General features: G+C 62.8%; 10 protein-coding genes and 1 pseudogene. All 11 read right to left on the bottom strand.

Annotated elements, in window-relative coordinates; translation table 11 throughout:
* Positions 1-4: 4 nt before the first annotated feature.
* Positions 5-1015: a type I glyceraldehyde-3-phosphate dehydrogenase gene (gene gap / locus OW521_RS21450; protein WP_268021504.1), complete on the bottom strand. Its 1011-nt coding sequence runs from the start codon at positions 1013-1015 to the stop codon at positions 5-7.
* Positions 1016-1300: 285 nt separating this feature from the next.
* Positions 1301-1924, bottom strand: coding sequence for a superoxide dismutase (locus OW521_RS21445; RefSeq protein WP_059389282.1), 624 nt, complete (start codon positions 1922-1924; stop codon positions 1301-1303).
* Positions 1925-2033: 109 nt separating this feature from the next.
* Positions 2034-3014, bottom strand: a complete 981-nt coding sequence (whiA, locus tag OW521_RS21440; RefSeq protein WP_265977562.1) for a DNA-binding protein WhiA — start codon at positions 3012-3014, stop codon at positions 2034-2036.
* A 9-nt stretch (positions 3015-3023) separates the two neighbouring features.
* A complete protein-coding gene (locus tag OW521_RS21435) occupies positions 3024-4040 on the bottom strand; it encodes a gluconeogenesis factor YvcK family protein (protein WP_268021503.1) in 1017 nt (338 codons plus the stop codon).
* Positions 4040-4962, bottom strand: a pseudogene (gene rapZ / locus OW521_RS21430) (RNase adapter RapZ). The gene OW521_RS21435 and the pseudogene rapZ overlap by 1 nt, the downstream one beginning before the upstream one ends.
* An 86-nt stretch (positions 4963-5048) precedes the next feature.
* Complete coding sequence (gene uvrC / locus OW521_RS21425; RefSeq protein ID WP_268021502.1) at positions 5049-7043, bottom strand: excinuclease ABC subunit UvrC; 1995 nt, start codon at positions 7041-7043, stop codon at positions 5049-5051.
* Positions 7044-7101: 58 nt separating this feature from the next.
* Positions 7102-7770 (bottom strand): lysophospholipid acyltransferase family protein, encoded by a 669-nt coding sequence (locus OW521_RS21420; RefSeq protein WP_268021501.1) that lies wholly within the window; start codon positions 7768-7770, stop codon positions 7102-7104.
* Positions 7757-8473 (bottom strand): HAD hydrolase-like protein, encoded by a 717-nt coding sequence (locus OW521_RS21415; protein ID WP_268021500.1) that lies wholly within the window; start codon positions 8471-8473, stop codon positions 7757-7759. The genes OW521_RS21420 and OW521_RS21415 overlap by 14 nt, the downstream gene beginning before the upstream one ends.
* A gap of 99 nt (positions 8474-8572) precedes the next feature.
* Positions 8573-11500 (bottom strand): excinuclease ABC subunit UvrA, encoded by a 2928-nt coding sequence (gene uvrA, locus OW521_RS21410; protein WP_268021499.1) that lies wholly within the window; start codon positions 11498-11500, stop codon positions 8573-8575.
* A gap of 65 nt (positions 11501-11565) precedes the next feature.
* Positions 11566-11946 carry a GntR family transcriptional regulator gene (locus tag OW521_RS21405; RefSeq protein WP_268021498.1) on the bottom strand — a complete coding sequence of 127 codons (381 nt, stop codon included), beginning with the start codon at positions 11944-11946 and terminating at the stop codon, positions 11566-11568.
* Entirely contained in the window at positions 11943-13751 is a 1809-nt protein-coding gene (locus OW521_RS21400; protein ID WP_442781286.1) for an ABC transporter ATP-binding protein, read from the bottom strand. Before OW521_RS21400 ends, OW521_RS21405 begins: the two co-directional genes overlap by 4 nt.
* Positions 13752-13820: the final 69 nt, after the last annotated feature.

Here is a 13820-nt window from a genome sequence, read left to right as displayed (position 1 = left end):
TACCCTAGCCCAGCTTGGATGCGACGAGCTCCGTGAGGTCAACGAGGCGGTTCGAGTAGCCCCATTCGTTGTCATACCAGGAAACAACCTTGACCTGGTTGCCGATGACCTTGGTGAGGCCGGAGTCGAAGATCGAAGAAGCCGGGTCGCCGACGATGTCCGACGAGACGATCGGATCTGCCGTGTAGCTCAGGATGCCCTTGAACTGCTCGCTCTCGGAAGCTGCCTTGAGTGCTGCGTTGACTTCGTCAACGGTCACTTCGCGGGAAACCGTGACGGTCAAGTCCGTGGCGGAACCGGTCGGGACCGGGACGCGGATGGCGTAGCCGTCGAGCTTGCCCTTCAGCTCCGGAAGGACGAGGCCGATCGCCTTGGCAGCACCGGTGGAGGTGGGAACCATGTTGATCGCTGCGGCGCGGGCACGGCGAAGGTCGCTGTGGGGGCCGTCCTGCAGGTTCTGGTCTGCCGTGTAGGCGTGGATCGTGGTCATGAGACCACGCTCGATGCCGAAGGCGTCGTTGACAACCTTGGCCAGCGGGCCGAGGCAGTTGGTGGTGCAGGATGCGTTGGAGATGATGTGGTGTGCTGCGGAGTCGTAGAGCTCGTGGTTGACACCCATGACGATGGTGATGTCTTCGTCCGAAGCCGGAGCGGAAATCAGGACCTTCTTGGCACCAGCATCGATGTGCTTCTGTGCCGCGGCAGCCTTGGTGAAGAAGCCGGTGGACTCGATGACGATGTCAACGCCCAGTTCGCCCCAGGGGAGGTTCGCAGGATCGCGCTCTGCAAGGACCTTGATGATGCTGCCGTCGACAATGAGGTTGCCCTCTTTGACTTCAACCGACTGGGTCAGGCGACCGCCGACGGAGTCGTACTTCAAAAGGTGGGCAAGTGCCTCGGGACTCGTGAGGTCGTTGACCGCAACAATTTCGAGGTCGGCACCCTGGGCGAGTGCTGCGCGGAAGTAGTTGCGGCCGATGCGGCCAAAGCCGTTGATACCAATACGGGTGGTCACTATTTCAGTCTCCTTGGTGCTCTTGCAAGCACACCTAGTGAGTCGGATCTTGATTCCAACTAACAATTCCCGCACATCATTGGGCAGAAGTGATTATCAGATCGGAGGGCGACCAGCCACGTTGCTGAAGGCTAACCGCCTTCCGTGACCCATCTTACGTTTAACTACGTCTGCCCCCGCAACTGCGGGGGCAGACAATCCGGTATTTGGGCGAAATTCACCTGAATGTGAAGTTTGTTACATTCCCGTGTATTCCGCGTCACTCACCGATTCGGGACGGAGTCCCTAGAGAACGATCAGTCCGGTGGCGTTTGCGCGGGCCGCTTCGAAGCGCTTGGCGACGTCGGCCCAGTTGACGATGTTCCAGAAAGCCTTGACGTAGTCAGCCTTGACGTTGACGTAGTCCAGGTAGAAAGCGTGCTCCCACATGTCCAGCATGAGCAGCGGCGTGGTGCCGACTGCGACGTTGCCCTGCTGGTCGTAGAGCTGCTCGATGAGGAGGTTGCCACCGATGGGCTCGTAGGCGAGGAAGCCCCAGCCGGATCCCTGGAGGCCAAGGGCCGCTGCCGAGAACTGTGCACGGAAGGCATCGAAGGAGCCGAAGGCGTCGTCAATCGCTGCCGCCAGCTCGCCCTCGGGCTTGTCGCCGCCGTCCGGGGAGATGTTGTTCCAGAACACGGAGTGGTTGATGTGGCCGCCAGTGTGGAACGCGAGGTCCTTGGAAAGGCGGTTGATGTTGGCGAAATCGCCCTTGTCGCGGGCCTCTGCCAACTGGGCCAGGGCGTTGTTGGCGCCGGCTACATAGGCAGCGTGGTGCTTGCTGTGGTGCAGCTCCATGATCTTCGCCGAAATGTGCGGCTCAAGTGCTGCGTAGTCGTAGCCGAGCTCGGGCAGTACGTACTCTGTCACGAAATCCTCCAATGTAATGGACCGGGGTCCGGTTGGTAACTCTCGTTTTGTTCATCCGATCGGCGAACCGGCCGGAAATCTACACCCTGACGATTCTAGGGCGGGCCCTTTATTCGTCCATCATTTCGGGGGTCACATTCGCCTCGGTACCGGGGATGCCCAGGTCTCCGGCGCGTTTGTCCGCCATGGCCAACAGCCGGCGGATCCGCCCCGCGATGGCGTCCTTGGTCATCGGCGGATCAGCGAGCCGGCCCAGTTCATCCAGGCTGGCCTGTTTGTGCGCCACCCGGAGCTCACCGGCGTACTTCAGGTGGTCCGGAACGTCGTCGCCCAGGATTTCCAGGGCCCTGTCCACCCGGGCACCGGCGGCGACGGCCGCCTGGGCCGAGCGGCGAAGGTTGGCGTCGTCGAAGTTCGCAAGGCGGTTGGCGGTTGCCCGTACTTCCTTCCGCATGCGGCGTTCCTCCCACACCATGAGGGCGTCGTGGGCGCCCATCCGGGTGAGCAACGCGGCGATGGTGTCGCCGTCGCGAATGACCACGCGATCCACCCCGCGCACTTCCCTCGCCTTGGCCTGGATTCCGAGGCGACGGGCGGCTCCAACCAGGGCAAGGGCGGACTCCGGTCCGGGGCAGGTGACTTCGAGCGAGGAGGACCTGCCCGGTTCGGTAAGCGAACCGTGTGCCAGGAAAGCTCCGCGCCAGACCGCTTCGGCGTCTGACGCCGAACCGTTGACGACGGCGGACGGCAACCCGCGCACAGGCCGTCCACGGCCGTCCAGGAGGCCCGTCTGGCGAGCCAAGGCCTCGCCGTCGCGCACTACACGCACCACATAGCGGCTACCGCGCCGGAGGCCGCTACCGGAGACGACGATGATCTCGCTCTGGTGCCCGTAGACTTCGGCGATCGCGGCGCGAAGTCGCCGCGCCGTGGAGGCGAGGTCAACCTCTGCCTCGATCACGATGCGGCCCGAAATGATATGCAATCCGCCGGCAAAACGCAGCATGGCCGAGACTTCGGCCTTGCGGACGGAAGACTTCTTGATGTCCAGCCGGGAAAGTTCTTCCTTGACCGATGCGGTCAGTGCCATCGCATGTTCCTAACTATTCCCGAAGATATCGTGATACGCCGATGCCAGACGCAGCGGGTCGTGGACTGGACGGCGGCTCGACGCCCCCACTTTACCCAAGACCACCTCTGCACCGATCATTCCGGCAGCGCGCTCGAATTCCTTGTGGTCCGATATCGACGAGGGATCGGCGAGGACTACGTCGACGCTGAACTCCGGCGCGTAGTGGCGCAGGGCGTCCAGATGGTCCGCGGCGGACATCCCGGAAGTTTCCTTGGTGTCCATGGCAAGGTTCATGGTGAGGCATCGTTTAGCCGGGGTGCCACACAAGGCTTGGCGCATCTCAGGCAACAACAAGTGGGGCAGGACAGACGTGTACCAGGAGCCAGGGCCGAGAATGATCCAGTCTGCGAGCTCGATGGCCGTGAGCGCCTCGATGCATGCCCGCGCGTCCTCCGGGCGAAGCCGGACGTTTTCGAGCGATCCGGCAACGGCGCATTTGGCCTGGCCCCTGACGGTCTGGAACTCGTACCCGCCTCCCAGCAAGGGCACCCGGACGTCGCCCTCGATGTTCAGTGGCTGCGTGGACATCGGCAGGACCTGACCGCGGGCACCCAGGAGGGCACCTGCCCATTTCAGTCCCGCCACGGCGTCGCCCAGCAGCTCCCAGAGGGTAACAATGAGCAGGTTTCCCATGGCGTGGTTGTCCAAGGAACCCTGCCGACCGCTCGGGGTCTTGAAGCGGTGCTGCATGACGTCCCGCCACGTGCGCCCCCAGTCCGTGTCATCGCAGAGGGCGCTCAGCGCCATCCGAAGATCGCCGGGCGGAAGGACACCGTACTCTTCCCGCAGCCGCCCGGACGATCCGCCGTCGTCCGCAACGGTCACGATCGCAGTGAGCTCGGAGGTCAACAGCCTCAACGCGGAGAGCGACGCTGAGAGCCCGTGTCCGCCGCCTAGCGCAACAACAGTGGGGCCCTTGGCAGGCTGGCTGCCTGGCGTCCCCTTGGGCGGGACAAGCGGCAGGGGTCCGGTCAGAACCCCCATTATTCACGACCCAGATCACGGTGGCTGGTGGTCACGGTGACCCGGGGATATTGGGCCAGCCGTTTGGAAAGTTCGACGGCGACTGCCACTGAACGGTGCTTGCCGCCTGTGCAGCCGACAGCAATGGTGGCGTAATGCTTGTTTTCCGTCCGATAGCCGTCGAGGACGGGCTCCAAGGCAAGGACATACCGGTCAACGAAGTCCTTGACGCCGTCGGCCCCCAGCACATATTCGCTGACATCGGCGTCGAGTCCAGTGTGCGGGCGTAACTTCGGGACCCAGTGCGGGTTGGGGATGAAGCGCGCGTCGGCCACGAAGTTGGCATCCACCGGCAAGCCATATTTGAAGCCGAAGCTCATGACGTTCAGGCGCAGTGCCACGGGGCCCGTGTCGCTGAAGAGCTCGGTGATGGCGGTCGCCAGGCCGTGCACGTTGTACGTACTCGTGTCCAGGACCACATCTGCCGATTCCCGGAGTTCCTTCAGGACGTCGCGCTCTGCGGCGATACCGTCCAGGATCCGGCCTCCGCCCTGGAGCGGATGCGGGCGGCGGCCTTGTTCAAAGCGCCGGACCAGGACGTTGTCGCTGGCATCGAGGAAGAGAACCCGGAACGTGATTCCGCTGGCGCTGAGTGCGCCGAGGGCCGTCCTGATGTCGGTGAAGAGTCCTTTGCTGCGGACGTCCACGACGACGGCCAGCTTGGGGATCGACTGGGGTGCGTGCGAGACGATTTCGGCGAGGGTCCCCAACATCTGCGGGGGAGGTTTTCGACGACGTACCAGCCGTGGTCCTCCAAGGCGTCCGAGGCCGTACTGCGGCCTGCTCCGGACATGCCAGTCACCACCAGCAGTTCCGCTTCGACAGGCTTGACGGGAATGAGGCCGTCCTGCTCCGCGTCGGATCCTGCTGTTGACTCTGACATCAAGTGTCCCCGTTTCTGAGATGGTCCAAAGCTTCTGGGAAGGTCCAAGCCGGACCGCTTGAGGAGCGGTCCGTTTATTACCCTAGCTAAAATTCAAGGATTTCGCCGGTGGTCATGTTCACTGCCGGGGCGGCCTCTTCGGAGGCGCCGGCCCCCGCCAGGTGGCTCACGACGGCTTCCGCCAACGCCGGGCCGATTCCCTTCGCGGCGGTGAGCTCGCTTGCCGTGGCGGCCTTGATCTTCTTGAGCGAACCGAAATGTGCCACGAGCGCCTTCCGTTTGGCTTCTCCTAGGCCGGGAACGCCGTCAAGCGCGGACACGGTCATGGCTTTTCCACGCTTCTGCCGGTGGAAAGTGATGGCGAAGCGGTGGGCTTCGTCGCGGATGCGCTGCAGCAGGTAGAGCCCCTGTGAAGTTCGCGGCAGAATCACGGGAAAATCGCTATCCGGCAACCAGACTTCTTCGAGCCGCTTGGCCAGGCCCACGACGTAGACGTCGTCGATCCCCAGTTCCGCGAGGGCCCGCGCGGCGGCGTTGACTTGGGGCTGGCCGCCGTCGACGACGACCAGGTTGGGCGGATAGGCGAACCTCGCCTTTGTCCCGGTGAGGGCGGCATCATCCGACGACGGCGCCAGTTCCGCCGGGTTGCGGACTTCCCCGCTCTTGGGAAGCTGGGAGGACTTGTCCTGAAGGTAGTGCCGGAAGCGTCGCGTGAGGACGTCATGCATCGCCGCAGTGTCGTCCGTTGCGGCTGCACCGGTGATGGAGAATTTCCGGTAGTCGGCCTTCTTGGGGAGGCCGTCTTCCACAACCACCATGGACGCGACCACGTTGGTGCCCTGCACATGGGATATGTCATAGCATTCGATCCGTAGGAGCGGCACGGGAAGCTCAAGCGCCTCCTGCAACTCCTGAAGCGCCTGGGAGCGGACGGTGATGTCGCCTGCCCTCCGGACTTTGTGGAGCTTCAGCGCCTGCTCCGCGTTTTCGCGGACAGTGGACATGAGGGCGGCCTTGTCGCCACGCTGCGGCACGCGGATATCCACTTTGGCGCCCCGGAGGCCGCCAAGCCATTCAAGCAGCTCATGATGGTTGGACGGAATCTCCGGGACCAGGACTTCGCGAGGAATGCGGCCTTGGTTGTCGCTGTCTTCTCCATAAACCTGCTGCAGGAGGTGCTCGATAAGCTCCGGCGTGGTGGCGTCTTCGACCTTTTCGACCACCCATCCCCGCTGGCCGCGTACGCGGCCGCCCCTGACGTGGAAGACCTGCACGGAAGCCTCGAGGTCGTCGTCGTGCAGGGCGAAGATATCTGCGTCCGTGTCTTCGGAAAGGACCACGGCATTGCGTTCGAAGACTTTGCGCAACGCCGCGATGTCGTCCCGGATTCGTGCCGCCCGTTCGTAGTCGAGCTCAGCTACGGCAGCTGCCATGTCTTTCTCAAGGCGCCGTATGAACTTGCCGGCCTCGCCGCCCATGAACGAGCAGAAGTCTTCGGCAATGGCGCGGTGCTCCTCGGGCGTGACACGGCCGACGCACGGGGCCGAGCATTTGTCGATGTAACCCAGCAGGCATGGCCGCCCACTGGCCTGCGCACGCTTAAGCACTCCGGCGCTGCAGCTCCGCACCGGAAAGACCCTGAGCAAGGTGTCCATGGTTTCACGGATGGCACCGGCCGTGTACGGCCCGAAGTAGCGGGTGCCTTTACGGCGCTCGCCGCGCATGACCTGAACCCGGGGAAGCTTCTCCCCCATGCTCACGGCAAGGTACGGATAGGTCTTGTCATCGCGGAACACGACGTTGAAGCGCGGCTTGAATTCCTTGATCCAGGTGTATTCGAGCTGGAGGGACTCAAGCTCGCTGCCCACCACGGTCCATTCAACGCTGCTCGCGGCGTGCACCATGGCGTACGTTTTCGGCAGCAACCCTGCCGGGTTGGCGAAGTAGGAGTTCAGCCGGGACCGGAGGTTCTTCGCCTTGCCCACATAGATGACGCGGCCGTGTGGATCCCGGAACCGGTAGACGCCGGGGGTAGTGGGGATTTCTCCCGTCTGGGGGCGATAGCTCGCTGGATCTGCCACAGATCCAGTCTAGTAAGGGAAAGACGATACCCCGTACGCACCGCCCGGCTTCGCGGAGCTACTCCGCCGTCTTGCTCTGGTTGTAACTCGTGGAACGTTCCTGGCCGCTCAATGCCGCTATGGCATCCATGATCTTGTCCGTCACTTCGCGGCGGGCAGGCAGGGAATGGTCCGGACCTGTTTTCTCGAAGTACAACGGCTCGCCCACCTTCATGATGAAGTGCTGCGGACGGACGGTGTTACGGTCCACAGGCTGCAATTTGTCCGTGCCAATCAGGCCCACCGGCACGACGGGGGCGCCCGTAGTCAAAGCAAGCCAGCCGACGCCCGTCCGCCCACGGTAGAGCAGGCCGTCACGCGAACGGGTTCCCTCCGGATAGATGCCGATGCCCCTGCCGTTCTCCAGGATGTCCAGCAGGGTCTTGAGCGCTTGCACACTGGCCGCCTGCTCTCCGCGTTCCACCGGAATGGATCCAACAGCCTGGAAGAACGCCTTCATCGCACGGCCTTTGAAGCCCTTGGTGGTGAAGTACTCGGCCTTGGCAAAGAATCCCACCGGGCGGGGCATCAAAGCCTGGACAATCACGCTGTCCAGAAAAGACAAATGGTTTGGGGCCACAATGAATGGCCCCTCCTTGGGCACGTTTTCCAGCCCGATGACAGTGGGTCGGCAGGTGCTGGAAATCAGTCCGCGGGTGGTCCAGCGGATGACATCAAAGGCTTCCATCGTTCTGCACCTCGCTCAGGGCCGCCGCGCGGACGGCGTCAAGTTCTTCGATCTTCTTCAGCAGCTGCCCAGTGGAGTCCACGACGGCGACGGCTCCGGCTTCCTGAAGCTCGCCGTCGGGCGCAAATCCCCAACTCACACCGATGCAGTCAAGTCCATTGGCCATGGCACCGGCAACATCCTGGTGGCGATCCCCCACCATCACGGCGGGCTGCGAATGCAACGTCGCCAGCGCAGCACCAACGATTTCCACTTTGCCGGGGGCCGTGTTTGCGGCCATTGATTCGTCGTCCGAGGCACCGCAGATGGACGCAAAGAAATCAGCAATGCCGTGGTGCTCCAACACGACGCGCGCCAGGCCTTGGGGTTTCTGCGTGGCTACAGCGACCTGACGCCGCGACTCCGCGAAGAACTCGAGGAGCTCCCGGATGCCTGGATAGAGCTGGCCTTGACCAATTCCTACAGATCGGTAGTAGCTGCGGTAAAGCCCAATGACTTCATCGACTCGCCCTGCGGGAACCCCGGCAATGTGTTCCAGGGAATCACTGAGCTTGGGTCCAACCATGGAGTCCAGCACGGCCTGTTCCGGAACACGGAGGCCAATTTCGCGCAGGGCCGCGGCGATGCCGCCGGTTATGCCACCTGCAGGATCGACAAGGGTGCCGTCCAGATCAAAGATTACGGGCACCATTGTTTGAGTCACCGGGTTAGTTTCTCACGAGTTGAGGCGTGCCTGAAACTCACATGCCGCCCAGGGAATACTCCGGCAGCCGCCGAAATATTCCCTGATGGGAGCGCCACACTAACCCAGAATCTCCGCAAGGAAGGAAGCGGTATGGCTTTCCGTGGACTTGGCTACCTGTTCAGGTGTGCCTGTTGCCACGATGCGTCCACCGCCTGAACCGCCGTTGGGGCCAAGGTCCACAATCCAGTCGGCGGACTTGATGACGTCAAGGTTGTGTTCAATGGTGATGACCGTATTCCCCTTGTCCACCAAGCCCTGCAGCACCATGAGCAACTTACGGATGTCCTCGAAGTGCAGGCCCGTAGTGGGTTCGTCCAAGACGTAGACACTGCGTCCGTTCGATCGCTTCTGGAGCTCCGAGGCCAGCTTCACGCGCTGCGCCTCGCCGCCGGACAGCGTGGTGGCCGGCTGCCCAAGCCGGACGTAGCCGAGACCGACGTCGACGAGGGTGTTCAGGTGCCGGGCAATGGGCGTGAACGCCGCAAAGAACTCGGCACCTTCCTCGATGGGCATGTTGAGGACGTCCGCGATGGTCTTGCCCTTGTAGTGAACTTCAAGGGTCTCCCGGTTGTAGCGGGCACCATGGCACACTTCGCAAGGTACGTAGACATCCGGCAGGAAGTTCATCTCGATCTTCAGCGTGCCGTCACCGGAGCAGGCCTCGCAGCGGCCGCCTTTGACGTTGAATGAGAAGCGGCCTGGCTGGTAACCGCGCACTTTGGCTTCGGTGGTTTCCGCGAAAAGCTTCCGGATGTTGTCGAAGACGCCAGTGTATGTGGCGGGGTTGGAACGCGGTGTCCTGCCGATGGGGCTCTGGTCAACATGGACCACTTTGTCGAGGTGCTCCAAGCCCACTACGGAGCGATGCCGGCCTGCAACCTGCTTGGCGCCGTTGAGCTTGTTCGCAAGCACCTTGTAGAGGATCTCGTTCACCAGGGTGGACTTCCCTGAGCCGCTGACGCCGGTCACGGCCGTGAAAAGACCCAGCGGGAAGGTAGCGTCAACGTTGTTCAGGTTGTTTTCGCGTGCGCCGATGACCTTGAGCTCACGCTTCTTGTCGTACTTGCGTCGCTTGGGCGGGATGTCGATCTTGCGTCGCCCGGACAGGTAGTCGCCCGTCAGCGAGTTCGTGTTTTCCAGGAGCTCCTTGTAGGAACCGGAGTGCACCACCTGGCCACCGTGCTCGCCGGCGCCAGGTCCGATGTCCACTACCCAGTCGGCTTCCTGGATGGTGTCTTCGTCGTGTTCGACGACAATCAGCGTATTGCCGAGATCACGCAACCGCGTCAGCGTTTCGATGAGGCGCCGGTTGTCCTTCTGGTGCAGCCCGATGGACGGCTCGTCCAGGACATAGAGGACTCCCACGAGGCCAGAGCCAATTTGCGTAGCGAGCCGGATGCGCTGGGCCTCACCGCCGGACAGTGTCCCGGACGGCCTTTCGAGATTCAGGTATTCGAGCCCTACGTCGAGCAGGAACGTCAGGCGTGCCTGGATCTCCTTGAGAACCTGATGCGCGATCTGGGCCTCGCGGTCGGTGAGCGTGAGGCTGCCGAGGAAGTCGGCGCAATCGCGCATCGGAAGGGCCGATACTTCGGCGATGGACTTGCCGTTGATCAGCACGGAGAGCGACGCCGGGTTAAGCCGGGCACCGTTGCATGCGGGGCAAGGAACCTGCCGCATGTACTCTTCGTAGCGGTCGCGTGCCCAGTCCGAGTCCGTTTCGCCGTGCTTGCGGTGAACGTACTGGATGGCGCCTTCGAAGCCGGTGCTGTACTTGCGCTCCCGGCCGAACCGGTTGCGGTACTGGACGACCACCTTGTGGTCCTTCCCATGCAGCACCGTCTGCCGAACTTCCTGCGGCAGCTTCTCCCAGGGGGTGTCCATGGAGAAATCGAGCTCCAAAGCGAGGCCCTCCAAGAGCCTGTTCCAGTACTCCGTGGTGGCTGTACCCAACGACCATGGCGCTATGGCCCCCTGGCCCAGTGAAAGCTCGGGGTTGGGGACTACGAGTTCTTCATCGACCTCCAGTTTGGTGCCAATGCCGCTGCAGGCCGCACATGCGCCGAAAGGGTTGTTGAAGGAGAAGGAACGGGGCTCGATCTCGTCGATGGCCAACGGGTGCTCGTTGGGGCAGGCAAGGTTCTCGGAAAACGCCCGGATCCGGGCCGGGTCTTCGGCGTCGAGATCGACAAATTCGACCAGCACACGGCCTTCCGCAAGGCCGAGCGCCGTTTCGATCGAGTCGGTCAACCGTTGGCTGATTCCTTCCTTGACCACCAACCGGTCCACGACTACTTCGATGGAGTGCTTGAATTGTTTGCCGAGCTTGGGCGGATCGCTCAACTGGACGAGTTCGCCGTCCACCCGGGCACGTGAGTAGCCCTTGGCGGTGAGCTCCTTGAAGAGCTCCACGAATTCGCCCTTGCGTCCGCGGACCACGGGAGCCAGGATCTGGAAGCGTGTGCCGGACTCGAGTTCCAGCAGTTGGTCGACGATCTGCTGCGGAGTCTGCCTGGTGATGGGCTCATGGCACACCGGGCAATGCGGCCTGCCGACACGGGCCCACAGAAGGCGCATGTAGTCGTAGATCTCGGTGATGGTGCCCACCGTGGAACGCGGGTTCTTGCTGGTGGACTTCTGATCGATGGAGACTGCCGGGGAAAGGCCCTCGATGAAGTCGACATCCGGTTTGTCCACCTGGCCCAGGAACTGGCGGGCGTAGGCCGACAATGATTCCACGTACCGGCGCTGGCCCTCGGCGAAGATGGTGTCGAAGGCCAGGGACGACTTGCCTGAACCCGACAAGCCGGTGAAGACGATCATGGCATCACGGGGAAGGTCCAGGTCCACGTTGCGGAGGTTGTGTTCACGCGCTCCCTTGACCACGAGCCGGGACAGGTCATGTCTCACCGGCGTGGCAGGCTGCTGCGCGGGAACGCTTGCGAGGGACTCGACGGCGGGGACTTCAGCTACGGCTTTAGGCACCCACTAATGCTAATCGAAAACTTCTTCGAATTTCCATGTGGGCTCCCGCGGGCTACTGACGGGTATCAATCCGCGTCATAGGCGGCCGCCAGAAGCTGTACTGCCTCGGCGAAACTGGCGCCCTGCGCCTTTGCCGCGGCCGAGTAGTTCGCCGCGACGGCAGCCAAGGCGCTCCAGCGGTCGTCCCGGGCGCACACCACTGTTCCGTTCCGGCCGCGGGTTGCCACGACTCCGGCCGCTTCAAGTTCCTTATACGCGCGGGCGACGGTGTGGGGCGCGACATCCAGCTCGCCAGCCAGGCTGCGCACCGCCGGAAGTTTGGTCCCGACGGGGAGGGTACCAGCGTCAGCCAGCTCGATAATGCGGAGCCGAAGCTGCTCATACAACGCCACGGTGCTCGACTGGTTGGGTCGCCACGAACCGGGAAACTCGAGCGATCCGCTCACGAGGCTTCACTCTCCCCTTGGACGCCGCGGTGTTTGGCGGTCCGTGCCGGCGTCACGGCCAACTCGCCGTCTCCGACGGCAAATTGGGCGTCGTGCAACCGGGCGTAGTGCCCGCCAAGCTCCAGCAGAGAATGATGGGTGCCGTGTTCAACAATCCGTCCGTGGTCCATGACGAGAATTAGATCAGCGTCGCGGATGGTGGACAAGCGGTGAGCGATGACGAACGACGTCTTGTTGCTCCGCAATCTGTGCATCGCCTGGCGGATGAGGACTTCCGTGCGGGTATCCACCGAGCTTGTGGCTTCGTCCAAGATCAGGATGGGGCGGCCGGAGAGCCGCGCACGGGCGATGCTCAGTAATTGCCTCTGGCCCTGGCTAAGCGGTTCCCCTCCATTGCTGAGCAGGGTGGAGTAGCCGTTCGGCAGCGAGCGGACAAAGTGGTCCACGTGGCTTGCCTCGGCAGCGGCCACGATGTCAGCGTCGCTGGCACCTGGACGTCCGTATTCGATGTTCTCCCGGATGGTTCCTGTGAAAATCCAAGGATCTTGAAGGACCACACCGAAGTTGCGGCGGAGGGCATCACGTCCCATGTCCGCAATATCCGCGCCGTCAATGGTGATCTTGCCGGAGCCGAGTTCATGGAAACGCATGAGGAGGCTGATCAACGTGGTTTTCCCCGCGCCGGTGTGTCCCACAATGGCCACCGTTTGTCCCGGCTCCACGCGGAATGACAGGTCCTCGATCAGTGGCGCGTCGGCGCGGTAGCTGAAAGCAATGTGTTCAAAGGAAATCCTTCCCGAAGGGAGATCGAACTGCGCATCGGGCTGCCCGCCGGACCCCATCACCGAACCAGCCTCGGTGCGAACGCCAGTCCCGATTTCCGTTGACAGTTCCGGCTCGTCTAACAACTCGAAGACCCTGCTGGCGGAAACCGCGCACGATTGCAGGACCTGGGCCATGCCGCCGATCTGGCCTAAGGGCTGGCTAAACAGCCGGTTGAATTGTATGAACGCCTGGATCCCGCCGATACTCATCGCGCCGGCAAGGAACTGGAGCGCCCCCACAATCGCAACCCCCACGTAGCTGGCGTTCGAGACGAAAGCCATGAGGGGCATCAGCAACCCGGATGCGAACTGTGCCTTGGAACTCGCGGAATAGAGCCCGTCGTTGTGGGCAGCGAAGCGGACGGCCATCGCAGATTGCGCCCCGAAAAGCTTGATGGTTTCGTGGCCGGTTGCAGTCTCCTCCACTAGGGAGTTGACGTCCCCCGTAGCTTCCCACTGCCGGACAAAGTACTTCTGCGAGCGCCGGGTCACCACCACTGACGCGAGGGCCGATATCGGCACAGCCAACAGGGACACGAGGGCAAGCAAGGGTGAAAGCAGCAGCATCATCCCCAGGGATCCGATGACCATCAACACTGAGGTCAGGAGTTGCGCAAGGAGTTGGTTGAGGGTTTGTGCCACGTTGTCGAGGTCGTTGGTGGCACGGCTGAGAACATCTCCCCGGGAGCGGCCGTCGTAGTAGGCAACGGGAAGCCGATGCAATTTCGCTTCAACCGCTTCCCGGAGGTCGTGCGCGAGCCTCTGGACAGCGATGGCGTTGAGCCGGCCCTGGGCCCAACTGAGCAGCGAAGCGATCGCGTACATGGATGCAGCAACGAGCAACAGCATGACAAATCGCCCGGTGTTGAACGGTGCGCCGAAGACGGTGGCTGCGATGACGTCCGTGGCGTCGCCCAGTATCTTGGGGGCCGCGACGTTGAGCGTTGCAAAACCGCAGATGCACAGAATCGCGGTGGTCATGACTCCCCTCGCGGGCTTCAGCAAGCCCGCGAGGCGGAGAAGCGACCGCGCCGGCTTCTCTGTGGGGGC

This window comes from Arthrobacter sp. MMS18-M83, assembly GCF_026683955.1.
GTDB lineage: Bacteria > Actinomycetota > Actinomycetes > Actinomycetales > Micrococcaceae > Arthrobacter.
This window is presented reverse-complemented; position numbering and strand designations above follow the sequence as displayed.

What these genes read in the sequence shown, in the direction of transcription:
- whiA (WP_265977562.1), bottom strand. Translation starts at nt 3,014, where the DNA reads ATGGCACTGACCGCATCGGTCAAGGAAGAACTTTCCCGGCTGGACATC.
- OW521_RS21435 (WP_268021503.1), bottom strand. Translation starts at nt 4,040, where the DNA reads ATGGGGGTTCTGACCGGACCCCTGCCGCTTGTCCCGCCCAAGGGGACG.
- OW521_RS21420 (WP_268021501.1), bottom strand. Translation starts at nt 7,770, where the DNA reads ATGGAAGCCTTTGATGTCATCCGCTGGACCACCCGCGGACTGATTTCC.
- OW521_RS21400 (WP_442781286.1), bottom strand. Translation starts at nt 13,751, where the DNA reads ATGACCACCGCGATTCTGTGCATCTGCGGTTTTGCAACGCTCAACGTC.